Raw genomic sequence first — 25,021 nt, forward strand, 5'->3', positions numbered from 1 at the left:
TCCTCCGTCACACTCTGATGTCCAACAGCGCATTAGTCGGGTGCCTCGGTGTACCAGCCACCGCGGCGAGGGCGATCATCTCGTCCGGATCCAGCTGGAGGATGCGCTGCGTCGGTATCTCGTTGAAGGCGCGGACCGGGCGGGTGAACATCCCGTACGCCGTGGTGGACAGGCACAGGCCGTGCAGGGCCCAGCCGCAGTAGTACTGCGCCGCGCTCCACCCGTTGGGTCCGAAACGCTCGAAGAGCTCGCGCGGCTTCACCGACAGGAACCAGATCGCCGCTGCGTTCCGGATGTCGCAGCCGGCGTCCATGCTGAGTCCGTACCCGTACTCCGCCTCCAACCGGGCCGCCGCAGTCCGGTCCGCGGAGAGCAGGACCGCCTCGCGGGCGCGCACCCGGTGGATGCCGTCCTCGTGGCCTTCCACGTCCTGGACCACGGCGGTGAGTGTCACCAGCTCGGACACGGCCCGCAGGGTCGGGCCGGGTGGCGGTACGCCGAGCCAGCGGATCGCGTCCCGGACGGAGTCGGCGGGCATACGGGTGCGTCGGCCGCTCATGCCAAGGAGACCACGGGGCATCCGGCCGGAGTTGCGCCGCCACATCAGCTCCGCCCAGTCCTCGAACGCCCCGGGAGCGGAGGGGAGATGCGCCGGAACGGCCGAGGATACGGGGGCCGCGGGGTCGGTGAATGCCTGGGCGCGGTTGACACGCACCAGGTCCCTGAGCGCCGCGTCCTCCGGGCGCTCCTCGGGCACTCCTGACGGCTCCGGCTCGTCCGCGGGCCGGGCGGCACCGTCCGGCCCGATCTCGATCACGAGGGGCAGCGACCATTCCCAGCTGGGTGCCAGTCCAAGTTCATCCAGCAGACCGGCCGAACCCTCGTGCGGCAGCACCAGTCGGCCCGACAGACCGAACAGTTCGAGTGCCAGCGCCAGGGAGCGCAGGGTGATGCCGAGTTCCAGGTTCACGAGGGAGCCACGGAACCACTTGTAGCCGCGGGGGATACGTGTGTACCTCCCGGTCAGTGCGATGCGTCGCTGCTGTCCGCGGTGACTGCCGGAGGTGAGCGCGGTGAGCCCGTGCCGCTCGGGTTCGAGCAGGTGCCAGCGCTCACCGTCGTCGACGAAGACCTGCACCGGGTAGAGGCAGCGCGGTGAGGCGTAGCCGCGGTGCGGGTTGTAGACGTTCTCCGGGTCGGACCACTGCACCCCGAAGGCCGCGACGAGCGCACGGGCCAGGGCCTCGTCCGGGTCGCACGGGGCCGCCCGGCCGTGCGGGAAGGGCAGCATGCCGAGCAACTCCGCGGTGCCCCGGGGCAGTTCCGTACGCCGTCCGCCGCGGACGCAAACGGGCGGGGGCGGGGCCACGTGCGACGTCATCGGCGGTTCCGCCACCCAGGTCCAGGACGGTACGGATGGTTCGTCGCAGCCGGCGCCGAACTCGTACCATAGGGGCTCGCGTTCGATGTTGTTGTCGCCGAACGGCGGCGGCAGGTCCACGGGGGCCCGCCGGGCCGTACCGGTCGTCGTCTCGCTCATGCGTCTCTCCTCGGGACGCGACCGCACGGCGGGCCGCTCACGGGAACGGGTGCGGGTCATAGGGGATTTCCCGGTTCTCCTCCGGCGTTCCGGCCAGCGCGGCCGTCAGACGCGGGAGGTTCTTCAGACGCTGCTGCGCGTGGCCGAAGCACATCGGCAGAATGCCGGGGACGACGGTCTTGGCGACCGCGACGCCGACGTCGGCGTGCTCGCGGGTGGTCTGGTTCACCAGCACGATCCGGTCGAGCCCGGCGTCCGCGTACAGCCCGCGTACATGGTCCAGGGCGCCGCGCACCGTGCCGCCGGAGGCCCGGCGCAGGATGTCCGGCCAGCCGGGGAAGGCCTCCCTCAGGGTGATCTCCGGGCCGCCGAGGACCTCGGTGACCCGGTACAGCTTCTCGGGGAGGGTGTACAGCTGCGGATGCTGTTCGAGCTCCACCAGCTTCCAGGGGTCGTCGAGCATCCCCTCGGCCTCTTCGCGGTTCCACTGCACCTTGTTGGTGACGAGCTGGGCGACCTCGCGCAGGGCGCCGCGGATCGCGGTGTCCGGGTTGGCTCCCGAGCCTCCGGACGAGTACGTGGCGGGGAACGGATTGCGGCGGTTCACGACGAGCACCCAGACGATCGGCAGGTCGATGTCCTGCCGCGCCACGAGGACGTGCACGTCGAAGCCGCGGGTCTGGATCAGGTCGATGAGGCTCCGGTTCTCCGGGTCCGTGATCGACTCGTTCGTGATGCGGGGCAGCGGTGTCCGGCGGTGCCAGGACAGCAGGAAGGCATCGCGTTCGGCGAGTTCGAGCAGGGAGTGCAGGGCGGCCTCTTCGAGGCTCGCTCCGGCCGCGCAGCCGCTCGACGAGTCGTGGAAGTACTTGCGCAGGGTGCCCGGTTCGGGAGTACGGCCCTCCGCGCGCGCCTGCCGTGCGGTCACGCGCGCCGCCCGGGCCGCGTGCCGGGCGAGCTTGAACCGCTGCTCGTATTGGTAGAAACCGGCCTCGGCGGGGACCAGTCGCGGCTCGCCGGAGGCCAGGTCGTGACCCCACACCCAGTCCATGGGCGTGTCCGCGGTGTAGGGGAGGACCTGGCAGCTCGGGTGGGCCAGCTGCCGCTCGGTGTGCTCGCCCAGGGTGGCCGGATCCAGGGCGTGCCCGGACACCTTGCGGTAGCTGCGCTCCAGCAGGAGCGGGGTGTCGAAGGGAAAGCTGCCGAGCCGTTCATAGGTCTCGATGATCCCGACGGGGTCGGCCTCGGCGAACGTGCCCGCGCGGCCGTGCCCCGGGGCGGCGGCGTCGGGGGCCAGGCACATGCTCATGGCGAACGGGACGTCGGACTCGCGCATGATGACCTGGATCGGTCCGTAGCGGGCGTCGAGCAGACGCTCGCGCAGGGTGCCGGGTTCCACCAGGCGGGCGCCCCCGGTGCCGCGCGTCGGGTCCTGCGGGGAGAGGGGTTCGGCGCGCAGCGCCAGAGGGGCGGGCCGCCGGTCGTCGTCGAGCACCTTTCCGTGGTCGGCGCACGCCGGGCAGAAGAAGCTGCGCGGGATGCGGTGCCGTCGTACGTACTGGCTGCCGACCGCGTACAACTCGCCCGGTTGCAAGGGGTGTTCGGCCAGGTTCTGCAGGGCGGCGTCGAGCAGGAAGGGCAGCAGGGGCCGGGACGCGCGCGGAACGACGCGCGGTGCCTCCGGGGTGTCCGCCAGGGGATGCTCGGCGGTGTTGCGTTCCCGCACCTCGGCGCAGCCGGCGCAGCCGGAGTCCGTGCCGGGCACCCACCGCGGACCGACGATCACCTCGTCGTCGTAGACCCGGACCGAGACGAGTTCCTCGCCGTTCGCGGCGCTCTTCTCCCACTGCGCCCGCTCCCAGGCCAGGTCCCAGCCGCGGTTCAGCGCGACCGTGGCGCCCGCCGCGCCGCCGATCCGCCGGAGCGTCTCCTCCCAGGAGACGTCGAGGGCCGCCGCCATGCCGGGGCCGTACTGCGGTTCATCGCGCATGGCGGGGCTCCTGCGTGAGCTGACGGGCGCGGACAGGGCCGGACCAGAAGGGGATCTCGCCGAGCGCGAGGTCCGCACGGAGGGGGCGTCCCGCGTAGGAGACGCCCCGTGCCGCGGCGATCCGGCCGATCTGCTCGCGCAGCGCGCGGATCTCCTCCTCGTCCGCGGAGTTGACGGAGTCCGTGCGCAGCAGGGGCACACCGGACCCGCCGTCACCGGTGGCGTTCACCTGGGCGCGGGCGAGGGCCGTACTCAGGGCCTCGCGCACCGCGGTGTCGGCGTCGGGAGCCCAGGCCGTGCCCAAGTCCTTGCCTTCATCGGTGAGTTCGACGCGGGCCAGGCGCCAGTCGAGGCCGGGGACGCACAGCAGGTGGACGGTGAGCGGCTCCGGCTGCCGGTCCTGCAGGATCCGCCGGATACGGGCCGTCTCCTCGCTCTCCGCATCAGCCGTGCGCGCGGGCTCCGCCTCGTCGGCGAGTAGCCGCAACACCCCGTCCAGAAGCCAGCGTTCCACCGTCTGCCCGGCAGCACTCGTCTCACCCTCGGCCGTCGTGCCGGAGCGCCGCAGCGCCTCAAGGGCGGCCCCGACTGTGGCGGACCGCTGGTCGGGGGCCCATATGGTCATCCGCCCCGGGGTATCGGTCCGCGACTCCATCTCCCGTACCGCCAAGGGCATTTGAGGGAGGATCTGTTCCGTGCGCGCCGGGGTGAACAGGCCCTTCCAGCGGGCGGTGAGGGCGTTGACCCGCTCGATGGCCTCGTCGGGGTCCGGGAGCGGTTCGGCGGGTGCGGCGTCGAGCGTTCGGGGCTCTTCGTCCACTGTGCCGGCGGCGCCGAGGAGGACGCGTTCCGCGACGAGTTCGGCGCCGTGCACCACATGGGCCGCGCCGCCCTCCTCGATCCCCGCCAGGGCGTCGAACAGCAGCTGTCCGGCGATCGCACCGATCATCGCGTCCGCGACCGGCCGGGCGGCCGGCCCGAGCCCCTCTCCCCGCGCCCATCCGAGCACCCTGCCGCGGACAGCTGACAGCACCGAATACTCGCCGGCGTCCCGGACGACCGGGCCCGCCTGCAGCACACGGTCGTCGAGCAGGACCGGTACGACCGGCACGCCGTCCGGTATCTGCCCGGCACCGTGGAGCCGGAACCGTCCGGCCCGCAGCTCCTCGTCGGTGCCGCACCACAGCACGGCGTCCACCTCGCCGAGCTCGGCGACGTCCGGCGTGAGTACCTGGCCGACACCCGCACGATTGAGGCCCCGGGAAGCCGGACGTACCGCGTCCGTCGGCCCGAACAAGGCGACCCGGGCGGCGCGGACCCTGGCGAAGACCGCATACGGATCGGCGCACACCGATTCCAGATAGGCGAGCGAGCCCACGTACCGCTCCCGGTCCTCGTTGCCCGGCCCGGCCCCGCTCAGGACGTTCTCGTCCAGCAGCATGCCGTGCTCGCGCAGCCCGCCCGTCAGCCGCCGCACCACGGGCCGCGCCCGTTCCGTGCCCAGCGCCGCCACCAACTCGTCCTCGGTCGTGCCCCGTTCGAGCAGCGGGACGCACACGTCCGCGACCTTGAACAGCCCGTCCCAGCCCTTGAGGACGAACTGGGCCCGCGCGCCGCTGAAGTACACCCCGCCCGGCACCGGTGCGCAGTGCAGATACGGCCTTGCTCTCATCCTCATCGGTTGTCTCCCTCGTACTGGAACAGGCCGCCCGGGGCGCGTCCGATCTCCACCACCCACTCCTGCGCGTGCGTCCCGTCGACCACCGAAGGCAGCGCCTCCTCCAGGTAGTTGACGGCCTCCTCCTGCGTCGCCCGGCGGTCCAGCATCTTCGGCAGCACCCGGGTGCTCAGCGCGCTGGAGAGGTCCACGTACTGCGGCTTGTGCTGGAGCCGGCGGGGCAGTACGTCGGCCGGGTCGAGGGTCCGCGGCGAGTCCTGCCCGAACGCCGTCTTGACGACGATCTCCTCGGGAACGCCGTGGTGTGCGCGCCAGGCGGTCAGCGCCAGCAGCCGCTCGTGCTCCGCGGGCCCGGCGCCCACGGCCGAGGCCAACTCCCTGCCGCCGTACCAGCGGCGCCTGGCCAGGACGACGTCGCCGATCGAGATCCTGGGGCACATCAGCGTGTGCCGCCGGTCGCGGGGCTGTGCTCGGTGCCAGCCGTCGAGCAGGTCGTTGTTGAGCCGGCCCCCCGTGGACAGGGACGTGGCCAGGGACAGCGGGGGCGGGAAGAGTCCCGGGTGGCCGGTGCCCAGCGGCAGCACTCGGATGCGCCGTCCGTCGGCGTCCTCGACAGCGAGCGTGTCGGACTCCGTGTCGTGCACCAGGCGCAGTGAGAACCAGTCGTCGGGCCGCAGCCCTTCCGGCAGGATGCTTGGATGGGCGTTCACGTTGAGGCGGTGCAGCCCGAGGTCCTCCACCACGCGGGCGCCGTCCCACGCGTACCGGTCGAGGAGCCGCCGCGCCAGGTGGGGGAGGGAATCGCCGCCCAGCTTCCGGTCGGCGTCCAGGAACCGAGCGTACAGCATGCCGTGTCCGGGCAGCCCGTCGTTGAACACCAGCCGGTCGCCCGCGGCCTGCACCATGACCCCGTAGCTCATCGGGTCCTGGCGGATGCGCCGCGGCAGGTCTGCGGTCAGTTCGACGGCCTCCTGCGCGGGCAGTGCGATGTCGGGCTCTCCGCCGTCCACCGCCTTCGTGATGCGGGACTGTGTCTCCTCGATCACCCGGCGGCGCAGGGCGAACAGCTGCTCCAGGCTGCCGTCCGCGGTGCCGAGTCCGCGCAGCGCGTCCGCGTCGCCCCGGGCGTACGACTCGCCCATCACGGCCGCCCGCCGGGAGACTTCCTGGACCAGGGACTCGGCGTGTTCGGTGAGAGGAACGGACGCTCCGGCACCGAAGCGCTGTACGAACGTGGCCGTCGTGATCACGCGGACGTCGTGCAGCCAGTCGAACACCGACAACAGCTCCACCGTCGCGCCGACGTCGGCCAGCGGACGCCGCCAGCGGCTGGAGTCGACGGTGAGCGGGGACAGGACGTAGTCCTCCTCGACCGTGACCCGTGCGGGCCGCCGGGCCTGTTGGCTGAGCTGCTCGAAGTCCCTCTCGATCGCCCGGAGTTCGGCCCTGCGGTCAGCGGCGGGCCCGGTTGCGAAGCGCGGCAGCCGGGACCTGACGTCGTCCAGCAGCGCGAAGCCCGGGGTCCCGGGCCGGGTGAGCAGCGCCGACAGCTCGGCGGCCCCGTCCTCCGGTTCGTCGTAGCTGCACAGGATGCCCTGGTGGACCGCCTGCAGTACGGCCTTCGCTGCGTCCTGCGCAGCACACCCCGTCTGCGCGGCGATGTGCGCCACCACCGAGCGCACCGGCCTGGGGCCCATGACGGTCGCGTCGACCAGCGCCCGTACGACGCCCTTGACCGGGGCCGACAGCCGCTGGAAGCCGGATTCGGTGGGCCGCAGGAAGTACAGCGTGTCCCGGCCCTCGTCGAGGGCGGAGGTGGGGGACAGGGCCACCCAGGCGTTCAGCAGCGCGGCGCCGGTAGCCGGGCTGAGGCCGCCGAGGACGTAGGCCAGCATGACGCGGTCCAGGCCCGGAAAGGCGGTGGCGCCGTCGAAGCCCACCTCGCCCGGGTCGACTCCGCCGGTCCCGGGCCGGGCAATGCCGACGGCGGTGAAGCGGGCGAGCGGGCTGGTGCGCACCATGGCCCGCGTGACGTACTGGATCAGTCCCCGCTCCGACTTGCGGCTGCGCGCGGAGAGTCGGTCCGGACCCGCGACCGCGGCACGGTAGCGCTCCGACTCCTCGTACACCTCGGGGGAGACGAGGGCCAGCGACCGGCGCAGGTGCTCGTCGCCGAGCAGGTCCGCGAGCGTCCGGCGCTCCCGGTCCGCCGCCTGCTCGTAGTGACGGGCCACTTGCTCCCGCAGTCCGCGGCGCAGCTCCGTGGCCCGCAGCCACCCGGACACCGAGGGCGCCGCCGAAGGGACGTCCTTGACGGGCCGGTCGTTGTGGACGGCACGGCGTACGGCAATGAGTCGGCCGCGCGCTCCGTCGTCGGCCGTGGTGCCGATGAGGGCGTAGAGCTCCTCGGAGCAGCGTTCGGCTGCCGACCGCACCGCGCGTTCGGCCTCCGCGAGCCGGGCCAGGAGGTCCCTGAGCCCGGGATCCCCGAGACGGCTGCGGAGCAGCGGATTGATGCGCAGGAGCCACAGGGGCTCCCGGTGCGGGGTCGAGCGGGCCGACTGCGGCGCGATGACGGCCGGCGTCTCGAGTGCGGTCATCGGGTGGCCTCCTGGGCCCTTGCCCACCGCACCCGCCCCTTGGCCAGCCGCTCTTGCCAGGTCTCGCCGACGACCTCGTCGATCGTCTCGGCAAGGGCGTAGCACATGTAGTACCGCTGGATCGGGGAGACGGTGAGCAGGGGCAGCTGTTGGTAGAAGAGGTTGATCAGCATGCGGTACGCGGCGAACCACGGGGGCGGGTTGTCGATCACCCCTGATTCGGCGGTGGCCCGGTGGAACGCCGTGTCGGGGTGTTTGCCCTGCGGGACCACCTCGGGCGCGGTGGGCGGGCCCATGGCCGTGTTGTCCACGGAGGCGGTGACCGCGTCCAGCATCGCGGGTGTCAGCCGGCCCTCCGTCACCGCGCTGTCCAGGGCGCCGGTGGCGTAGGCGAAGGCGGTACGCCACTCGGCCGCAGCCGGGCCGACCTCCCCCGCGAGCCGCTGCTCCACCACGGTGCGCAGCAGGGGCGCCTCCTTGGCCAGGCGCGTGGCGAACACCGGGCGCATGTCCTTGCTGGGGGCAGCCCAGGCGAGGAAGGCCTCGGCGTGCGAGCGGAACGAGAAGGCGCCGTGGGCCAGCCCCAGGAAGTAGGAGTCGCCCAGCGCGACGAAGGCCTCGGCGAGACGGGTGGTCGCCAGGGACGGATCCCGGGTCAGTTCCTCGATCGTGTTCATCAGCGGCGGGCACAGCACTCCATGCACGACCTCGGCCTCCCGCAGGCCATGCAGCAGCGGGTCGCCCGGGGCCACGTCGTCCGGGCCGAGGAACTCGACCTCCCCGTGCTCGCGCATCGGAAGATACGGCGGCGGCACCGCTTCCAGCCGGCCGAACTCCCGTGCCTGTGCGAGATAGGTCTCTTCATCCAGCGCCCGGTCCCCGGGCAGGGGACCGGCGTCCAGCTGCCGTGCGAGGGTCTCCCAGGGGAGTTCCTGGCCCAGCGCACCCCGGCCGATGATGTCCACGTGCGGGCCGTGCAGCCATCCCCGGCGCAGCCGTACGACGGCGCCCCCGCTGTCGCGCACGGCGCGGGCGAGGGGCACCACGGACCTGGAGAGCCATCCCAGCGTCACCGGCGCCCTGGTGAAGAGCCGGACTCCTGCGGGGTGGTCTTCTGGCGCATTGGCACTCATGGGCACTCATCTTTCAAGAATCGAATGCGATCAGAAAAGGACTGCCGATTACTTCCTGACAAGCGTCATGTGCTTCATGACACCTGTACTGCATTTCGGGATGAAGCGCTGCGGTAGGCTGGGCCGGTGATCAATGAATCCGGCAGCCGAAAATTGAGCGCAAACCGGCCCGTGCAGGGCGCGGTCATCATGTCCGTTTTCGCATCGATGTGGGAAATCCTGGGGGTGTCCGGACTGATGCCTCGGGTGTCTGCGCCGGCGTTGTTCTGCATAGTCGCGCTGGCGGTAGCCGTGGCGGTCACGGCGGTGACCCTCACCATCCGGTTCGGCGCGCTGCCGGGCCAACGGCGCATGCGCCGGGTGGCGCCGAACAGCTTCCGGGTTTTCGGCCAGGTGAATATCGGTCAGACCGTGGCGGTCGTCGCGGCGATCCTGCTTCTCGGTCGGTTCGGCCTGTGGCTCTACGTTCCCGCCGCGGTGTGCCTGATCGTCGGGCTTCACTTCCTCCCGCTCGCGCGGTCCTTTGCGCAGCCGCAGTACTGGTGGACCGGTGGGCTGCTCATGGCCCTGGCGCTGGTCGCGGTCCTGACGCTGGCCGGCGGCATCGACGCCGCGAACGTCCGTGTGCTGCTGGGATTCGGGGCTGCCGCCGTCCTGTGGGCCACCGCGCTGCACGTCGCCCGCCGGGGCTGAGCCACGGGCCCGGTCCCGGACGGACGGCGGTGTTCACCTCTCGGGGTGAACACCGCCGTCCGTCTCACCGGATCAGACGATCGGCCTTCGTCAGCAGGTGGACGAAGAGCAGGTCGACGAGGAGGACGAGGTACCGCCGTTGCCGCCGGAGGCGCCCATCTCGGGCAGGGCCACGCCCTGCGAGACCTCGAGGACCTCCAGTTCGGTCACGTCGAACGAGTCGAAGACCTGCTCGATGTCGGCAGAGTTAACCGAGACGGTGTTCATTGAGAACTCCTCAACAGTTTCCTTGTGTGACCGGATGGCCGCACAAGGAAACTATTTCGAATTTACTGGTCGGAAACCACCGTGCGGCGCCTTCGATTGACAATTGTCACGTGCGCGATTACTGATATCACGAGCGGGGAAGTGGAATTCTGAGTTCCGTCGAAAGGGAAGCGAATGCCCCCGCCGAATCGGTGGGGGCATCATTCCGAATTTCCGTCCGTTCGTTCAGGTCCGGCGCAACTCCGAGCCGGCCCATGCCGCCCACTCCGGGTCGTTGACCCATTTCCAGCCCTGTTCCCGGTCCCAGATTCCGGGGTCGCCCGGCGGCCGGCTGCCCAGGATGAAATCGCCCACGGACGACTCCTGCAGATAGTCGAGGCCGAGGACACGCGCCGACATGTCGGCGTTCCCGATGCCCAGACCGCACGGGGCCATCCCCATCGCCGTCGCCACCAGGTACATGGTCTGGTACAGCACGCCGGTGTGCCGCAGGGTCGTGGCGTAGGCCATGCCGCTGTACTTCCAGGACAGCCGCTGGAAGCGGGAGGTCATCGTGAGCAGGACGTCGGGGTCGGCCTCTCTGGACGTCGCTGCGGACGCCACTTCCAGCATCGCCCTGCGGTCGAGGGGATCGCCGTTCACGAGGACGAGCCGGTGCCCGACCGGGTCGTAGTAGTAGATGCCCTGATCGATGCCCGTACACCGCTGGATGGTCAGGTACAGCTCCAGCTCGAAGGCCGAGCCGCCGGTGGGATAGGGGCGCGAGACGATCTCGCCGCCCGGTTCGTCGCCCTCGGACGGGACGAAGTGGGTCCTGACCCGGCCCACCCGGTAGAGGAACTCGCCGATCTGCTCGGCGGTGAGCGACTGTTCGCCGTAGCTGCGGAACGACCTGCGGCCTTCCAGCGCCGCGGTCAGGCGGGGATCGCGCCCGGTGACGTCTTCCAGCGAGGGGCGGTGCAGGGCGACCGAGGGCCCGTCGGGCGGCGGCTTGACCGCGGGGCGCGGGGCGAGCTTCCCCTTGTGCGGGAACACGCCGCCCAGCGGTTCGTCGAACCGTCCGCTGCGGATGCGCGAGTGGAATAGCAGGTCGTGGAAGTCCCATTGCCGCAGGGTCGGGTCCTCCTCCTTGTCGAAGCCCTCTTCGAAGGCCCCGTCGAACTCCTCGCCGGGTGAACGAACTTCGACGAATCCGGCGCCGGCCAGCAGGCCCAGCAGCGCGCCGGCCTCATCCGCCGTCAGTTCGCCGCCGGCCGACTCGGCGAGATCGCCGACGCGCACAGCGGCCGCGAGCGACGCGACGAGCGCCCGGGCGGCCCGGTGGACCAGCAGCACCCTGACCTTGGCCAGCGGTGACTCCAGCACCAACGTCCCGGACCTGGTGCGGCACAGGGCGAACCGGGACAACCTCACCAGGCTGCCCGGTCGTACGTCCGCGGCCTCGGGAGCGGCGTCGTACGCGGTTTGCTCGAGTCGGATCAGCTCTCGCCCGTCGATCCGTACGCCCCGCACGAGCAGACGTCCGATACGGCCCAACAGGCGCTGGAACTGGACGCGTTCGGCGGGGCCGAGTCCGTCGACAGCCTTGTCCATGGGGACGAGGTCACCGGCAAGCCGGGCGAGGGCGTCCCGGACACCCCCCTCGGGGAGCCGGACGGCGAAGGTGCTCACGGGTGTGGCGAGGCTGACCGACGTGGCGTCGAACCCGACCCGGACGTCGTCCCGGAAGCCTACGAGGTACTCGACTTCGGGCCGCCACGGGTTACCAGGTCGCATGCTGGACCTCCGAAATCGTGGATACGGATCTCCTATGGTCGTGCGGCGGCCGTCACCCGTGGCAAGAGACCGATGACGAGGATCAGTTGGTCCATGACATTGGTCATGGGGCCGCCAGAATTGCTTCAAGTGGTCGTCGAATTACCTTTGTTTCGCAGCTGATGATGATTGTCATCCGCCTCGGCGGGACGCTTGCGTGTGCCGTCCCCGCCCTTCCAGGATTGTTGCTGATCACTTGATGTGCCGCGACGGAAGATGGGACGGGAATGTCTACGGGGCAGACGCTGAACAGCCACACGACACAGCCCCGGCACTATGTTCTGCGCATTCTGGAGGGGCTGGAGAAGGACCCGGAGAGAATCGCCGTGCATTCCTGGAACGGTGACGTCACCGCCGCCGATTTCCACCGGTCCGTGACGAGCGCCGCAACTTCCCTCGCACGGGCGGGAATCGGCCCCGGCGACACCGTGGCCGTACTCACCGAACCGAACTGCGCGGCCATGCTCGCCGCGCGCTACGGCGTCCATCTGCTCGGCGCCGCCGTGACCCATATCCGCTCCATGAACGCCCGGTCCGACGTGGACGAACTGCCGGCAGCCGAGCAGGCCCGGCTGCTGCGGGCCACCGGCGCGCGCGTGCTGGTGGTCGACGGCCCCAACGTCCGCCGTGGCCGCGCTCTGTGCGAGAACCGCGATGGCACCGCACTCGTCACGCTCACCAGTGACGACGCCGTACCGGGCACCGTGGACCTGCCCCCGGCCGCCCCCTACGCGCCGGACGACCCGGCGGTCGTGGACCTGACCAGCGGCACCACCGGCCGGCCCAAGCTCGTGCGCCGCTCCTTCGGAGTGCGGGGCCGGCTCGTCGACCTGTCCTTCGGCGTCTCCGCACCGGACCACCGGCCCACACTCCTGTCGGTCACACCGGTCAGCCACGCCACGGCGACGATGGCGGACGCGGCGCTCGCCGCGGGCGGCACGGTGGTGCTGCACAACGGCTTCGACGTCGACGACGTGCTGCACGCGCTGACCGAGCAGCGGGTGACCGACGTGTACCTCGCGGTGCCCCACCTCTACCGGCTCATCGAGCAGCCCGGCATCGACGACGCCGTCTTCCCGGCGCTGCGCCAGGTCCTCTACAGCGGTACGGCCGCCGCCCCGTCCCGCATCGCCCGGGCCGCACGCGTCTTCGGACCCGCCCTGGCCCAGCTCTACGGCAGCACCGAGGCCGGCGGCATGTGCACTCTGACTCCACTGGACCACTGCGAACCGGAACTCCTGTCCAGCGTCGGCCGCCCCTTTCCCTGGGTGGAGATGGAAATCCGCGACCTCGACTCCGACGAGGCGGTCAAGCGCGGAGCGACCGGCGAAATATGCGTCAGGTCGCGTACCCTCATGGACGGTTACGTCGGCGAGGAGGAACTAGTCGGCCCCACGATGCGTGACGGCTGGCTCCGCACCGGAGATCTCGGCCACTGGGACAAGTACGGATACCTCCACCTGCTCGGCCGAATCGGAAGTGTCGTCAAGGCGAACGGGATAAAGATCCATCCGTCGTCGGTCCAGGACGTTCTGCTACGGCATCCCGATGTGGCGAATGCCGTGGTGTACGGAATCCGTGACACGGAGTACGCCGAGTACCTGGAAGCCGCCGTACAGCTCCGCACCGGTGCCCGCCGGAGCAACGACGATCTGCGCGCCCATGTCGCCGCCTCGTTGTCGGCGGCACACGTTCCGGAGAATTTCTCCTGGTGGGCGGAGATACCCCTCAATCCCTCAGGAAAGCCCGACTACGCAGTACTCGAAGGCCGAAAGGACGCGCAATGATTCCTCACGGGCATTTCGCGCGGTCGTTGCGCTTGCGGCGGCTGCACCACCACACCACGTCCGGGCTGATGATCACGCCCCTCGACCACTCGATCAGCGACGGTCCCGTGGTGCCGAGGAACAGCTCCATCGATCTGCTCGCGGGTCAGCTCGCGGCGGGCGGCGTCGACGCGATCGTGGTGCACAAGGGCAGCGTCCGGCACATCCGCCCGGAGCGGTTCGCCGACATGTCGCTGATCATCCATCTCAACGCGAGCACCGGACAGGCCCCGGACCCGGACGCCAAGTACGTCGTCACGGAGGTGGAGGAGGCGCTGCGCCTGGGCGCGGACGCGGTGAGCGTGCACGTCAACCTGGGCTGCGACGACGAGCGCCGGCAGATCGCCGACCTCGGCCGGATCTCCGACGCCTGCGACCGCTGGAACCTGCCGCTCATGGCCATGGTGTATCCACGCGGACCGCGCATCGCCGACCCGCACGACCCCGCGCTCGTGGCCCACGCGGTGACCATCGCGGCCGATCTGGGGGTCGACCTGATCAAGACGTCCTTCCCGGGCTCCCTGCCCGACCTGATGGCGCTCACCAAGGCCTGCCCGGTCCCGGTCCTCATCGCCGGCGGTCCGCCGCGGGCCACGGAGGACGGCGTCCTCGACTTCGTCGGCGAGGTCCTCGCGGGCGGTGCGCTGGGCGTCGCGATGGGGCGCAACATCTTTCAGTCCGGCGACCCGCAGCGGACGGCCGCGCAGGTGGCGCGGCTCGTCCACCGGCAGCCGACCGGCGAACCGGCAGCAGAATTCGACCACATGACGAGGGGACACCAGCGTGACGGACAGCAAGCTGTGCTGGCTTGACATACGCAAGGTCGGAGATCTTGCACCGGCGGTGCTCGAAGAGGCGGTGCACCAGCGCATTGACGCCGTCGTCGCCGCTGAGATGACGATGCTGGCCGATCTTCCCCCGACGATCCGCAGAGTCCTTGTGCACGAAGGCGGCGAGCCCGCGGACGGCTTCGCGGGCGCCGACCTGGTCCTGGTGTCAGGCACCGCCGACGACCGCGCCAAGCTCGCCGAGGCGTACCCGGCAATCGAGTTCGGCCGCTACGTCGAGATCGTGGACGCGGACAGCCTGGAGACGGCCTGTCTGTCGGCCCGGACCGAGCGGTGGAGCCTCCTCGACTTCCGCGATCCCACGAAGATCCCGCTGGAGATCGTCATCGCGGCCGCGGCCGGATGCGACGGGACCGTCGTGACGATGGCCGCCGACGTGCAGGAGGCCCAGATCATCTTCGGCGTGCTCGAACTGGGCTCCGACGGGGTGCTCATGCCAGCGCGGTCCGTCGGCGACGCCACGGCGCTGAAGCAGGCCGCCGGAACCACCACGGGGGAGATCCCGCTCGTCGAACTGGAGGTCACGGCGACCGCCCACATCGGCATGGGCGAGCGCGCCTGCGTCGACACCTGCAGCTATCTCGGCAAGGACGAGGGGATCCTGGTCGGTTCGCATTCGAAGGGCATGGTCCTGTGCGTCAGCGAGACCCATCCCCTTCCCTACATGCCGACGAGGCCGTTCCGGGTCAACGCGGGCGCGATCCACTCGTACACCGTCTCGCACCACGGCCGTACCCATTACCTCAGCGAACTCGTCGCAGGCAGCAAGGTGTTGGCTGTCGACACGAAGGGGCGCACCCGCGTGGTCAGCGTGGGACGCGTGAAGATCGAGACACGGCCTCTGATCTCCGTCGACGCGGTGGCGCCCAACGGGCAGACCGTGAACCTCATCCTCCAGGACGACTGGCACGTCAGAGTCCTCGGTCCGGGGGGTGCCGTGCTCAACAGCACGGAGCTCCGCCCCGGAGACAAGATCCTCGGCCATCTGCCGACCGCCGATCGCCATGTCGGCTATCCCATCGAGGAGTTCTGTCGCGAGCAGTGACGCCCCGTGCTGGTTCCCGGCAGACCCGTCCCGGGAACCAGCAGGTATGTCTGCTGGTCAGCGAGTCAGATCCAACATCGTTCGCTCGCTATGCGCACAGCGTCGTAGCGGTTGCGGGCGTCGAGCTTTTTGATCGCTGCCGAGGCCAGGTTGCGAATCGTCCCCGCCGACAGATAAAGCTCCCCGGTCATCTCCTTGACCGACGCTCCCGACGCCGTGAGCCGCAGCACGTCCGCCTCGCGGTCGGTCAATGGGCCGCACTGTCCGCCTGCTGCAGACAGCAGCCGCGGATCCATGATCACCTGTCCTGATGCGACGCCACGCACTGACTCGACCAGTCGCCGCAGTCCAGCGCTCTTGGGGACGATACTCAGCACTCCGGCTCTGAGAGCCCGATCCACGAAGGTCTGCGTCGGAGTGTCCACGGTCAGCGCCACCCCACAAGCGGGACGCACCTTGCGTATCTCACTGGCTGCAGTCACGCAGTCCCCGTCGACCCTGTCCGGGTCGATCAGCGCAACCTCCGCCTCCGTGCGCTCAACGGCATCGATCAGCTTGTGGTAACCGCTTACGACGGTCACCACATCAAGACCCTCTTCTCGGTTGAGTGACTCAGCCAGCAGCTCGACCGTGAGTAGAGATTTGCCGACAATGACAACGTGACTCGCCATATTGCTCCCCGTTTTATCCCATGTGGCCTGTGTGGTCTCGCCAAAAGGCGCACAGGCAACTCGTGCGTCACTCTAGAAACACTTGTGCGACACGGCTGGATTTCTGAGGAAGATTTGAGCAAGACGCTCCGGCATCTCACCGTCCTCTTGCTTCGCAACAGCAGCGCGTGGCCGCCGTGGAGGGGCCGCCCGGGTGCCTCGCAAGTGGTCGGCTGGGCGAGTTCCTGTCCCGGTCTGGCGTTCCCGTGGGGGGAAATGCCGGTCGGGGCGGGGCCGCATCCTGGTGCGGCACATGGCGGCCCCGGTCGTCCGCCTCCCCCGTGGACGACCGGGGCTTCCCGCTCGCAACCTGCTGCCCGGCCGGCGGTGCGCCCGGCGGTCTGTACGCTGACCGCGTTACTCTCCGTGTGCCTGATGGCCGGGGCGGGGGAAGTTGGGCCTGCGGCCGTCGGGCTGGCTGGTCCGAATCGAGGGTGGTACGCGGGTGCTGGTGGCGGAGCGGTACCGGTTGGACACGGTAATCGGCCGTGGCGGGATGGGCGAGGTCTGGCGTGCCTCGGACGAGGTGCTGGGCCGGCCGGTGGCCGTGAAACTGCTGCTGGGTGGTGAATCCGACGAGCAGGCGACCGCGCGCTTCCGGCTGGAGGCCCAGACGGCCGCGCGCCTGAACCACCCGCACGTCGTGACCGTGTTCGACTTCGGTTCCTGGGACGGCCGCTTCTTCCTGGTGATGGAGCTGGTCGAGGGCGTCAGCCTGGCCCAGGACCTGGCAGCGGGCGCCGGGTTCAGCCCCCAGCGCGTCGCGGACATCGCCGCCCAGGCAGCCGCCGGCCTGGCCGCGGCCCACCGCCAGTCAGTGGTCCACCGCGACATCAAACCCGGCAACCTGATGCAGGATTCCCACGGGGCGGTGAAGATAGGCGACTTCGGCATCGCCCGGTTCGTCGACGATGCCTCGGCCGCGCTCACCAGCGCCGGCCAGATCGTGGGCACCAGCCTCTACCTCGCTCCCGAGCGCGCGCTCGGCAAGCCCGCCGGACCCGGCTCCGACGTCTACGCCCTCGGCTGCGTCCTCTACCAGCTGCTGGCAGGCGAACCCCCCTTCCAGGCGGCCACCGCCCCAGCTGTACTGCACCTGCACGTCGACGCCCCGCCCCCGCCCGCTTCACTACGGTGCCCCCAACTGCCCGGCGCATTCGAGTAGTACCTGCTACGGATGCTGGCCAAGCGGCCCGAAGACCGTCCCACCGCACAAGAGGTGGCCGACTGGTTCGCCGGCACGGCCTGGCGCGGCGGCGCGCAGCAGACGCGCACCCTGCCGCCAATCACCGCCCAGCCGCCTGCCGCGAACCCCCGGCGCCGTGATCCACAGGGGCGGCAGCGCGCCGCCTCCCGGGCGCAGATGCCCGTCCGCATACGGGCCCAGCTGCGGCAACACAAAATGCTCACCACCGTGACCGCCGGGGTCACAGCCTTCCTGGCCGCCGCACTGCTCACCGCGGCCTGGTCCTCCGGCGACAGCGGGCCACAGCACCCCGATGCGGGGCCCTCCCAGACAGCCGGGACCTCCTCCACCAGCCCCGGGTCCCCGACCCCGGCAGCTTCCCCGTCCGGGATCCTGCCCACCGTCCCGACCCAGGCCCAGGGCAAGGGACACGGCGAGGACGGGAAGAAGCACCACAAGGACTGACGACACAACAGCTGCACCGATCGACCATGTGCTTCACGGCTACCGGTCATCCGCAGGCACCAAGTGCGACGTACCGGACCGGCTTGCTTGGATGCCAGGCGGCCGAAACGCGCGAGCCCACCACCGCCTGGGTGTGGAGCGCACGGTCCACGGCTTTCCCAGGCGCTTGGGCCGGGAGACGGCAGCGTGACGGCGTGTGACCAGATCGCGGTGCCAGTGCAGTGCCGTGTCCGGAGCGCCGCGTTGTGAGGTCCGCGAAATTCTGCATGATCCGCTCACGGACCTTACCGACATACATGACGTGCTCGACAGAATTCAGTCAGAGGCGGCGTACCCAGGCAGCGATCCCATGGCCGAGCAGAAGGTAAATAACGGCTGGCAGTCCGTAATTGAGGGCAACCCGCAGACCTTCGATCTTCATCGTGAAGATGTCCTGGGACCAGCCGGCGAGCCAGTCCGCCATACCGTGCACAAAGCCGACGAAGACATTCCCCTGGTTGGCCTTGAGCAGGTACAGCAGGATCCACAGGCCCAGAAAGCCTGCAGCGATGTCCGCGATCGTGTGGATGACCAAGGCTGCTCGGTTTGCTCCGGCGCCGTCCCGGCTACGCCCATGGGCGTCCAGGTTACGGTCATACGGGTTGTAGGTGTCGTTTACGGGCATGGGTTCATGGGGATGGTTCATGCCCTTGCTGCTTGCCTCGCGCGAGTTGGCAAAACCACTTTCAAACCTGCGATTTGATATCAGTTTCCGGCTCCATCGCCTCCGTAGCGGCTTCGGACAGTGGTGCGCATGGGCGGATCACCATGTCGGGTGCGGAGGCGTGGTTGAAGGAGCCGGTTGGAATGACCTCGGTGCGAGGGTCCGTCCGCCGCAACTGGCGATGGTGAGCAGACGCCGATCTCGTCGGCGCGTTCGAAGCCTCGTTTTGCGTAGTAGTACGGCGAGCCTTCGAGGAAGACCAGTGGCGCGCGATGGGCGTCGGCTGCTGCGAGCGCGTGTTCGACGAGCCGGGTGCCGATGCCCCGGTTCTGGAACTGCGAGAGCACGCCCAGCGGTGACAGGACCAGGATCTCCACGGTCCGGCGCGGGGCGTCCAGTCGGCTGGCGCTCAGCTCATTCGTCTCGGTTAGGCACAGCAGTGCACGACTGCAATACAAGTGGCCAGCCGCCCAGATGGCAGCCCACGGCCAAGAGCACCCGGGGACCCCGGAACGAGGAGTTCCGGGGTCCCCGGCCAACCGCATCGGGATTTCTGGTGCTCCCGTAGGTTGAGTGATGCTCCTGGCTGTGACGCCTTGCAGCAAATGCCGCCGTCAGAGGGTGGCGCCACCGGTGACCTGCGGAAGGGACAGACTGAGCGGGAGGGCCCCAAGAACCTCACCGAGGCCGTCGACAGAGACACCACCGGAAACGACGCCGAGGGGGGAGGCGGCACCGCCGGAAATGGTGAGACCGCCGGAAACGTTGTCCAGGTCGGCGTCGGAAATCTCGCTGGTCTCGACCTGAGGTGTGAAACTACGCATGAATTGCGCTTCCCTTCATGGCTTTGGACATTTGAATGGTGCCGGCCAGCTTCAGCTGTAAATCGAGCCGGCCGGTTCAACGGTCGCCTGATGCCCGAAAAACCGGGATAACTTCCGTCTGGCGCAAGATGCAACCACCTCAGCAGGCCGCCCGTCCATCCGACTTGTCGGATGATTCGCCCAATGCTCCACTATCGCAACGCGATTGCGCGCAATTGCCCACCGGACGTTGACGACTTCTTCACAAGCGTTTTAACGGAGAATGGACATAAGTGGGCCCTCCGATTGATGCCTATCGGACATACCTGCACTTAAGGTTGCCGGACGCCGGTGAAGCCGGATCCCGTCAGCTTGCTGCCCGCCTTGTGTGTGCACAATGTGCAGGATTTGCCAGCAGCGGGCCGCACTCACCACGGATTGAGCTGCCGTTATGTCGCGCTGACCGGGGGGCCGGGGACAGGGGCGGGGACAATTGCCGAGCGGGACTTGCAGCCACAGTGGCAGTTGTGCACGGAGTGCGAGTAGTTGTTGCCGGACTGTGAGGATGCTCCGACCCGCGTCGAGCAAGACCAGGGGGCCACTCGGACACATTGCGGGCAGGGGACAAGGCCTGCCCGAGTAGCCAGCAAGCGTACGGCCCCCTGATCATGCTCGACCCCAGCCCAGGCAGGCCACCGGCCAAACCCGCCCCACCGCCCTCGGCTGTCAGTGGCAGTCGAAGCGCCAGTCCCAGGGGAGGCTGGGGCACTGGCGGCAATGGAAGAAGTAGATGCCGCCGCAGTCGCCCAACTGTATGTCGCCGGTGATGGTCAGAAGGTGCTCCATGCGGTGTCCGCTCTCGCAGTTCGGCCAGTCGGCAGGCTGCGTCCAGGCGGGCCAGCCGCCGACCTTCGTCCCGATGATGTTGGAGTCGGGTGGCCACATGGAGCCGCCCGTCGGCAACCGGAGACGAGGTTCCCAGGTCTCCCACATGTCCTTGGGTAGATCAAGCCACCTCGGAAAGTCCTCCGCGGTAATCGGGGACAACGTGGACGGTTCCGGCATGTTGTCCTCGTCGTACTCCTCCTCGCTCACCCCGGGGATCTCGGACAGCAGCCCCCCAGCAACGACCTCCGCCTCCTTGCGCCAGTACAGCTGCGGCATCACCGGCCCGGGATCCTGCTCATGTATCAGCGCGCACCACACCAGCTGCAGCAGATCCTTCCCCTCCGGGAACTCCAACCCCGGCACATCCTGGGCGAACAGCTGGAGAATCGGCACCATCGGCACCGCGCCCGGGACAATCTCGGTGCGGTTGCGCCAGTCGGGCCCGTACGTCCAGTGGTCTTCCTGCGCGCAGTACGGCCACGGCTCGTCCGCGGGCCACAGCAGCTCGCCTCCCAGCGAACTCTCCCGCACGCCAGGTTCGCCGGGCTCCGGGTTGAGGAGGATGGTTTCCCGGGCAAGGCCCGCGTACTCCGGTATCAGGGTGCGCAGATCCTTCGCAGGCAGCTCGGGTGTGTCTCCGGGCATCGTGGCTCCTCAAGCGTACGAAGATCGACGGGACGCTGCGGGCACGTTAGTACGTGCCACCGACAACCCCATACAGCAACGGCTGCCTCATCACACCCCCTAGATCTTGCTGCACGGGACTCGCAACATAACCGCGGCGCTCTGGGCCGTCTGTGGGCCGTGAAAGGGTGCTCAACGTAGACCAATGCTGACAAGCGTCGACGGTTCGATCTCAGGTCAGCACACGGGAGGATTGCAATGCCCGAGGCCAACGCGACCGCTGGTCACTTCTTCGGCTACTGATCTAGTCCCTACGCCCGGCCTCTTCGTAGCCAAGTAACGTATCCACACACGCCGTTGGGTACGCGGTCTGCCCCGTGGTCGCGACGGAACGGAGCGTGCAGCCACGGGAGCTGTCGCGCCCGCTGGTCGTCAGTAGCGGTGGCCGGGCCAGTGCGGATCCGTCCAGCGGTCCTCGCCGGTAAGTCCGAGCAGCCGTATCCGGTGCTGCAGATCCGCCGATGCGCCCGACTCGCGGAGCCGCACCGCAGCGTGGCCGAGGAGCCAGGCGACCAGTTCGGCGCGCATCTCCTCCTCGTCGTGCTCGTACCAGCCGACGCTCCACGGCAGGCTGTCTCCCAGGAGCTCGTACTCCCATTCCGCCGCCGCCTCGGCGAGACGTCGGTCGCTGAGGTACCCGGTCTGCTTCTCCCATTCGGCAAGCCAGGGGCCGAGCGTTCCGGACGCCTCGGCACACATCACGAAGACCTGGTGCGCCGGGACGACCGCATCCGGATCAGTGAGGCTATGTGCCAACCATGCATGCAGGAACTCGCGTACCGGACCGGCGTGATCGTCAGGCCACTGCTGCCAGCGGGCGCGGGCGAAGGAGTGCCCGGCCTCTTCCAGTCCGAACAGGGGTTCCGCGCGACCGGCGACCAGGACCGTGGCGAACTGCGGCAGGGTGCGGCGCAGCACGGCTGCGTGATCGGTCCAGTCGATGGCCTGCCAGGTCCGGCGCAGGAGGTCCGGCTCCAGCTCCACGTCCGGCGTCTTGAGAAGGGAGAGCTCCTCCGGGCTGCCCCAGTGGCATTCGCAGTTGTGCTCGTCCGGATGTGCGGTCATGCCGTGGAAGGTGACGACGAGGTTGTCCAGGGCGGCGCTGAGGCGGCGGCGTGCGAGATGGTCGGCGCGATGCATGATGTGCCCGGCCTTCGAGGACTCCGTACGGCTTCCGCCGGCCGAAGGTCACCACTTTACCGGGTGAGGCGGGGCAGGCGCTGGCCGCCCTGGAATGGGTGCGAACCCTGGTGAGCATGCCAGAAGGCCGCCATCGAGGCCTGTCGGTGCGGCCCGAAACACGACTCCTTTGGCCTGTGCACCGCCTCAGGACTACGCGGCCGCATCCAACACCGCTGCGCCGCCGACGACCCCGACCGCGCCCGAGAATCCATCCGCGCGGCCCCCCACGCCCAGCCCTGAAAGTTGGTGCCTGCCCACGGATGCGGCTACGTCGACCAGCCGGAGATCCGCCCAAGCGTCCTGTACGGACTGGTCCCGCAGATCAGTCCGAACCAGTAGCCTGTGGCCAGCGGCCCGAACAGACCTGCGCAGACGGCCAGAGGCCCTACCCCCGGCGGGATAGGGCCTCTGCCCTGCCGCTCCGGTGTCCGACGACAGCAAGCCGGACCCGTACGCGGTCCGCGCCGCGATGCGTGGCCGTCGGCACCGCCGCCCAACACAACCTCTTCAACCGCATGCTCGGCTGCCTGCACCACTGCCTGACCAAGGCGTCCTCTACGACGAGCACACCGCCTTTCCCAACCTCCCCAAGCAGCCATCCCCCACCGCAGCTTGACAGATCAACCGCTTCGGTCCGCACGTGCAGACCAGCGGGAGCAGGACGGGCCATAGCTGACATGCTCGGCAGGTTCTTGAAGAGCAGGAAGGGTTACAGAGCGTCAAGTCTCACGTCGAAGAACGCAAACCCGGCTGAGCCCGCTATGGCCAGCCCCTGGGTATCGCGGGACGAGGAGGGGACGACGGCAAGGGCGGAGACGTCGCTGGCGGTGACGATGCGCATGAGGCACATGTGATTGTGAGGGTCCCACAGCCGCACCGTCCCGTCGCCACCGGCGGCGAGCAGGGTGACAGGACGGTGCGGGTGTGGGATCCGCTGGCCGGCACCCCGGTGGGTGCGCCCCTGACCGGCCACACCGGCGAGGTGCGGGCGGTGGCGGGGTTCGCCGCGCCCGACGGCCGCACCCTGCTCGCCACCGCCGGCGGCGACGGGACGGTGCGGGTGTGGGATCTGGAAGCCGCAACCAAATCGGTCATCTTTCTGAATTTGCCAGTACTCGACCTCGCTCGCGTCAACGGTGATCTCGCGATCGCCGTACCAGAGGGAATCCTGCTGATCAGGTTGGACGGCGGCATCGCTTCATCGACGTGACCGCTACTTTGCTGCTGTCGACGATCACGACGCGATCCGGGCTGTGGTCTGCGAGGACGACGAACCGACCGCGACCGGCTATGACTGTTGCACTGGGCGCACCCTGTACTCCCACCTGAGATCGCCGCCATCGAGGCAGAACGCTGCGGCCCCTACCACGACGCCTTCGGCCTGTGCACCCGCTGCGGACTATGAGGCCACATCCAGCGCCGCTGTACCGCCGACGACCCCGACCACGCCCGCGAGTCCCTGCGGTCCCAGTACGCCCAGCCCTGGAAGTGGGTGCCCTGCCCGCACGAGTGCGGCTACGTCGACAAGCCGGAGGTCCGCCCCAGCGTCTTGTACGGACTGGCCCCGCAGCTGAGCCCGAACCGCTAGTGGCTCGTCTCGGTTCGTGGGCCGGGTAATTGATCCTTCGCTCAATCAGAGCCCTGGAGGCGGTGCTGGGCGGGCTACCCCTCGCGTGAGGGGCGGACGCCTGGTCGTACTGCGTCGCCGGGTACGTCCGGGTTACCCCCTCGCGTGAGGGGCGGACATCGGCTCGCTGATCGACGTCCTCGCCAGTGTCGGGGAACCGACGAAATGCGGTGCTCGGGGTGACGGAATGCGCGGGGCACAAGGTCAGTCGGCTGGGCGGCTGCCGCGTGTCCGTCGGCGCTCGCGCGATGCTTACCGTGATGCGTCGGCGCCCCGCTAGCCGAGCTTCCGCAGCACCTCGGCGATGTTGGCCCGGTACATCCGCAGCGCCTGCAGCCCGGCGGCGTAACGGTCGCGATGCTGTGTGATGTCCGCTGCCTGCTTCTGCGCCCGTACGGCGTGCCAGATCTCGGCCGTATGGTGGCGGCGCTTGCAGGTGACGTCCACGACGGCGGTGGCCCGCTCCCGCTGCGTATGCCGGGTGTTGCCGTCGCTGTCCCGCTGCCAGGCGTCGTCCGTGTACGCCGCGACGGGGTCGGGATAGCGGGTGAATCCTTGTTCTGCCACACAGCGGGACCACACATCCCAGGCCACGCGGAGGCGCGGGTCGCGCTTGACCGCCTTGTCGACCTCGATCGCCCGTCTGCTTGCGTAGAGCCAGTCCCGCGTGAGGTCGATGCCGCGCATCAGCCGCCGACTCGCCTCGGCGTTGCAGGCGGGCCAGTCCGCATACTCGGCGTTGGTCATGCGGCGGCCCTTCGGCCGGGGGGCCGGGTGCTTTGCCGGGTCCCAGCCGTAGCCCCAGCGGCGGGCGCTGTCGAGATCGAGGGCGCCGTAGTCGGTGCTGACTGCGGTGGTGACGACGGGGTCGTTGGGGTAGCGGGGGTCGAGCGGGAAGTCCGGGTGGCCGCGGTCCGCCATGCACTGCCGGATCAGCAATGCCGATGCCTGCTGGGATCGCTGGTAGTCCTGCGGCGTGTAGTCGTAGCGGTCGGCCGGTAGGGGGCCGAGGTCCGACGCTGTGCGGATGACCTCCGGGCGTTCTGGGCCGGAGGCACAGATCGCCGCCAGCGCCGCCACCCCCGCCGCGGCACCCAGCCGCCACCCCCGCCTCGCCATGGGCAGGGATGCTAGCGGGCGGCGTGTACGCGGTCGGCCGCGGCCCCCAGCAACTCATCCACGAGTAATTGTCAATATCCGTGGGTCGGTTGAGGTGGTTCAGGCCGCGTGAGCCTCGGGCCGTTCGACGAGGTGGCCGCGTTCGAAGCGGGCTCCGGCCCGTCGCTCGTTTACGGGTCCGGGGTGGCCGCGGGCTCGGAGGGCGCAAGGGCGAGAGTC

General features: G+C 69.5%; 21 protein-coding genes. 7 read left to right on the top strand and 14 right to left on the bottom strand.

All coding sequences use genetic code 11. From position 1 onward, the window contains the following. Nucleotides 1–7: 7 nt before the first annotated feature. Genes EFK10_RS09115 through EFK10_RS09135 form a run of 5 tightly spaced genes read right to left on the bottom strand, consistent with a single transcriptional unit; the run spans nucleotide 8 to nucleotide 8,941 of the window. The gene (locus EFK10_RS09115; RefSeq protein WP_240677093.1) at nucleotides 8–1,540 is read right to left on the bottom strand and encodes a hypothetical protein; all 1,533 of its coding nucleotides are present in this window, start codon (nucleotides 1,538–1,540) and stop codon (nucleotides 8–10) included. A 37-nt stretch (nucleotides 1,541–1,577) separates the two neighbouring features. Next, nucleotides 1,578–3,530, bottom strand: a complete 1,953-nt coding sequence (locus EFK10_RS09120; RefSeq protein ID WP_127355224.1) for a TOMM precursor leader peptide-binding protein — start codon at nucleotides 3,528–3,530, stop codon at nucleotides 1,578–1,580. Further along, complete coding sequence (locus EFK10_RS09125; protein ID WP_240677094.1) at nucleotides 3,520–5,208, bottom strand: hypothetical protein; 1,689 nt, start codon at nucleotides 5,206–5,208, stop codon at nucleotides 3,520–3,522. Before EFK10_RS09125 ends, EFK10_RS09120 begins: the two co-directional genes overlap by 11 nt. Further along, nucleotides 5,205–7,808, bottom strand: a complete 2,604-nt coding sequence (locus EFK10_RS09130; RefSeq protein WP_127355225.1) for a lantibiotic dehydratase — start codon at nucleotides 7,806–7,808, stop codon at nucleotides 5,205–5,207. The genes EFK10_RS09125 and EFK10_RS09130 overlap by 4 nt, the downstream gene beginning before the upstream one ends. Further along, the gene (locus tag EFK10_RS09135) at nucleotides 7,805–8,941 is read right to left on the bottom strand and encodes a hypothetical protein (RefSeq protein ID WP_240677095.1); all 1,137 of its coding nucleotides are present in this window, start codon (nucleotides 8,939–8,941) and stop codon (nucleotides 7,805–7,807) included. The genes EFK10_RS09130 and EFK10_RS09135 overlap by 4 nt, the downstream gene beginning before the upstream one ends. A gap of 126 nt (nucleotides 8,942–9,067) precedes the next feature. On the opposite strand from EFK10_RS09135, the gene EFK10_RS49770 reads away from it, so the two are divergent. Then, nucleotides 9,068–9,634, top strand: coding sequence for a hypothetical protein (locus EFK10_RS49770; RefSeq protein ID WP_240677096.1), 567 nt, complete (start codon nucleotides 9,068–9,070; stop codon nucleotides 9,632–9,634). 90 nt (nucleotides 9,635–9,724) lie between these two features. On the opposite strand, the gene EFK10_RS09145 is transcribed toward EFK10_RS49770, so the two are convergent. Both EFK10_RS09145 and EFK10_RS09150 read right to left on the bottom strand, forming a co-directional pair. After that, nucleotides 9,725–9,901 (bottom strand): thiazolylpeptide-type bacteriocin, encoded by a 177-nt coding sequence (locus EFK10_RS09145; protein ID WP_127355226.1) that lies wholly within the window; start codon nucleotides 9,899–9,901, stop codon nucleotides 9,725–9,727. 225 nt (nucleotides 9,902–10,126) lie between these two features. After that, a complete protein-coding gene (locus EFK10_RS09150; protein ID WP_127355227.1) occupies nucleotides 10,127–11,677 on the bottom strand; it encodes a SagB/ThcOx family dehydrogenase in 1,551 nt (516 codons plus the stop codon). Nucleotides 11,678–11,943: 266 nt separating this feature from the next. Here EFK10_RS09150 and EFK10_RS09155 point away from each other — a divergent pair, with 266 nt between their 5' ends. Genes EFK10_RS09155 through EFK10_RS09165 form a run of 3 tightly spaced genes read left to right on the top strand, consistent with a single transcriptional unit; the run spans nucleotide 11,944 to nucleotide 15,435 of the window. After that, entirely contained in the window at nucleotides 11,944–13,503 is a 1,560-nt protein-coding gene (locus EFK10_RS09155; protein WP_127355228.1) for a class I adenylate-forming enzyme family protein, read from the top strand. Beyond that, nucleotides 13,500–14,354, top strand: a complete 855-nt coding sequence (locus EFK10_RS09160; RefSeq protein ID WP_127355229.1) for a 2-amino-3,7-dideoxy-D-threo-hept-6-ulosonate synthase — start codon at nucleotides 13,500–13,502, stop codon at nucleotides 14,352–14,354. Before EFK10_RS09155 ends, EFK10_RS09160 begins: the two co-directional genes overlap by 4 nt. After that, complete coding sequence (locus tag EFK10_RS09165) at nucleotides 14,326–15,435, top strand: 3-dehydroquinate synthase II (protein WP_127355230.1); 1,110 nt, start codon at nucleotides 14,326–14,328, stop codon at nucleotides 15,433–15,435. The genes EFK10_RS09160 and EFK10_RS09165 overlap by 29 nt, the downstream gene beginning before the upstream one ends. A gap of 65 nt (nucleotides 15,436–15,500) precedes the next feature. On the opposite strand, the gene EFK10_RS09170 is transcribed toward EFK10_RS09165, so the two are convergent. Beyond that, complete coding sequence (locus EFK10_RS09170) at nucleotides 15,501–16,106, bottom strand: response regulator transcription factor (RefSeq protein ID WP_127355231.1); 606 nt, start codon at nucleotides 16,104–16,106, stop codon at nucleotides 15,501–15,503. A gap of 508 nt (nucleotides 16,107–16,614) precedes the next feature. Here EFK10_RS09170 and EFK10_RS53130 point away from each other — a divergent pair. Together EFK10_RS53130 and EFK10_RS53135 are read left to right on the top strand one after the other, a co-directional pair. Continuing rightward, the gene (locus tag EFK10_RS53130; RefSeq protein WP_407647029.1) at nucleotides 16,615–17,310 is read left to right on the top strand and encodes a serine/threonine-protein kinase; all 696 of its coding nucleotides are present in this window, start codon (nucleotides 16,615–16,617) and stop codon (nucleotides 17,308–17,310) included. Between the two features lie 12 nt (nucleotides 17,311–17,322). Then, nucleotides 17,323–17,796: a serine/threonine-protein kinase gene (locus EFK10_RS53135; RefSeq protein WP_407647031.1), complete on the top strand. Its 474-nt coding sequence runs from the start codon at nucleotides 17,323–17,325 to the stop codon at nucleotides 17,794–17,796. Nucleotides 17,797–18,115: 319 nt separating this feature from the next. On the opposite strand, the gene EFK10_RS09185 is transcribed toward EFK10_RS53135, so the two are convergent. The 5 genes from EFK10_RS09185 to EFK10_RS09205 form a co-directional block, all read right to left on the bottom strand. Then, on the bottom strand, nucleotides 18,116–18,460 hold the full coding sequence (locus EFK10_RS09185; protein ID WP_127355233.1) for a hypothetical protein: 345 nt from the start codon (nucleotides 18,458–18,460) through the stop codon (nucleotides 18,116–18,118). 80 nt (nucleotides 18,461–18,540) lie between these two features. Next, nucleotides 18,541–19,044: a GNAT family N-acetyltransferase gene (locus tag EFK10_RS09190; RefSeq protein WP_127355234.1), complete on the bottom strand. Its 504-nt coding sequence runs from the start codon at nucleotides 19,042–19,044 to the stop codon at nucleotides 18,541–18,543. A gap of 69 nt (nucleotides 19,045–19,113) precedes the next feature. Then, on the bottom strand, nucleotides 19,114–19,323 hold the full coding sequence (locus tag EFK10_RS09195) for a hypothetical protein (RefSeq protein WP_127355235.1): 210 nt from the start codon (nucleotides 19,321–19,323) through the stop codon (nucleotides 19,114–19,116). Nucleotides 19,324–20,028: 705 nt separating this feature from the next. Further along, on the bottom strand, nucleotides 20,029–20,835 hold the full coding sequence (locus EFK10_RS09200; RefSeq protein WP_127355236.1) for a DUF1963 domain-containing protein: 807 nt from the start codon (nucleotides 20,833–20,835) through the stop codon (nucleotides 20,029–20,031). Nucleotides 20,836–21,246: 411 nt separating this feature from the next. Further along, nucleotides 21,247–22,014 (bottom strand): hypothetical protein, encoded by a 768-nt coding sequence (locus EFK10_RS09205; protein WP_127355237.1) that lies wholly within the window; start codon nucleotides 22,012–22,014, stop codon nucleotides 21,247–21,249. A 964-nt stretch (nucleotides 22,015–22,978) separates the two neighbouring features. Here EFK10_RS09205 and EFK10_RS09210 point away from each other — a divergent pair. After that, nucleotides 22,979–23,266 (top strand): hypothetical protein, encoded by a 288-nt coding sequence (locus EFK10_RS09210; protein WP_240677097.1) that lies wholly within the window; start codon nucleotides 22,979–22,981, stop codon nucleotides 23,264–23,266. Between the two features lie 693 nt (nucleotides 23,267–23,959). Here EFK10_RS09210 and EFK10_RS09215 read toward each other — a convergent pair. After that, nucleotides 23,960–24,802 (bottom strand): hypothetical protein, encoded by an 843-nt coding sequence (locus EFK10_RS09215; protein ID WP_240677098.1) that lies wholly within the window; start codon nucleotides 24,800–24,802, stop codon nucleotides 23,960–23,962. Nucleotides 24,803–25,021 lie beyond the last annotated feature (219 nt).

Source organism: Streptomyces soli, assembly GCF_003999195.1.
In the GTDB taxonomy this organism is placed as follows: domain Bacteria; phylum Actinomycetota; class Actinomycetes; order Streptomycetales; family Streptomycetaceae; genus Actinacidiphila; species Actinacidiphila soli.

What these genes read in the sequence shown, in the direction of transcription:
- EFK10_RS09115 (WP_240677093.1), bottom strand. Translation starts at nt 1,540, where the DNA reads ATGAGCGAGACGACGACCGGTACGGCCCGGCGGGCCCCCGTGGACCTG.
- EFK10_RS09120 (WP_127355224.1), bottom strand. Translation starts at nt 3,530, where the DNA reads ATGCGCGATGAACCGCAGTACGGCCCCGGCATGGCGGCGGCCCTCGAC.
- EFK10_RS09125 (WP_240677094.1), bottom strand. Translation starts at nt 5,208, where the DNA reads ATGAGGATGAGAGCAAGGCCGTATCTGCACTGCGCACCGGTGCCGGGC.
- EFK10_RS09130 (WP_127355225.1), bottom strand. Translation starts at nt 7,808, where the DNA reads ATGACCGCACTCGAGACGCCGGCCGTCATCGCGCCGCAGTCGGCCCGC.
- EFK10_RS09135 (WP_240677095.1), bottom strand. Translation starts at nt 8,941, where the DNA reads ATGAGTGCCAATGCGCCAGAAGACCACCCCGCAGGAGTCCGGCTCTTC.
- EFK10_RS09145 (WP_127355226.1), bottom strand. Translation starts at nt 9,901, where the DNA reads ATGAACACCGTCTCGGTTAACTCTGCCGACATCGAGCAGGTCTTCGAC.
- EFK10_RS09150 (WP_127355227.1), bottom strand. Translation starts at nt 11,677, where the DNA reads ATGCGACCTGGTAACCCGTGGCGGCCCGAAGTCGAGTACCTCGTAGGC.
- EFK10_RS09155 (WP_127355228.1), top strand. Translation starts at nt 11,944, where the DNA reads ATGTCTACGGGGCAGACGCTGAACAGCCACACGACACAGCCCCGGCAC.
- EFK10_RS09160 (WP_127355229.1), top strand. Translation starts at nt 13,500, where the DNA reads ATGATTCCTCACGGGCATTTCGCGCGGTCGTTGCGCTTGCGGCGGCTG.
- EFK10_RS09170 (WP_127355231.1), bottom strand. Translation starts at nt 16,106, where the DNA reads ATGGCGAGTCACGTTGTCATTGTCGGCAAATCTCTACTCACGGTCGAG.
- EFK10_RS53135 (WP_407647031.1), top strand. Translation starts at nt 17,323, where the DNA reads ATGCTGGCCAAGCGGCCCGAAGACCGTCCCACCGCACAAGAGGTGGCC.
- EFK10_RS09185 (WP_127355233.1), bottom strand. Translation starts at nt 18,460, where the DNA reads ATGCCCGTAAACGACACCTACAACCCGTATGACCGTAACCTGGACGCC.
- EFK10_RS09190 (WP_127355234.1), bottom strand. Translation starts at nt 19,044, where the DNA reads ATGCGGTTGGCCGGGGACCCCGGAACTCCTCGTTCCGGGGTCCCCGGG.
- EFK10_RS09195 (WP_127355235.1), bottom strand. Translation starts at nt 19,323, where the DNA reads ATGCGTAGTTTCACACCTCAGGTCGAGACCAGCGAGATTTCCGACGCC.
- EFK10_RS09200 (WP_127355236.1), bottom strand. Translation starts at nt 20,835, where the DNA reads ATGCCCGGAGACACACCCGAGCTGCCTGCGAAGGATCTGCGCACCCTG.
- EFK10_RS09205 (WP_127355237.1), bottom strand. Translation starts at nt 22,014, where the DNA reads ATGCATCGCGCCGACCATCTCGCACGCCGCCGCCTCAGCGCCGCCCTG.
- EFK10_RS09215 (WP_240677098.1), bottom strand. Translation starts at nt 24,802, where the DNA reads ATGGCGAGGCGGGGGTGGCGGCTGGGTGCCGCGGCGGGGGTGGCGGCG.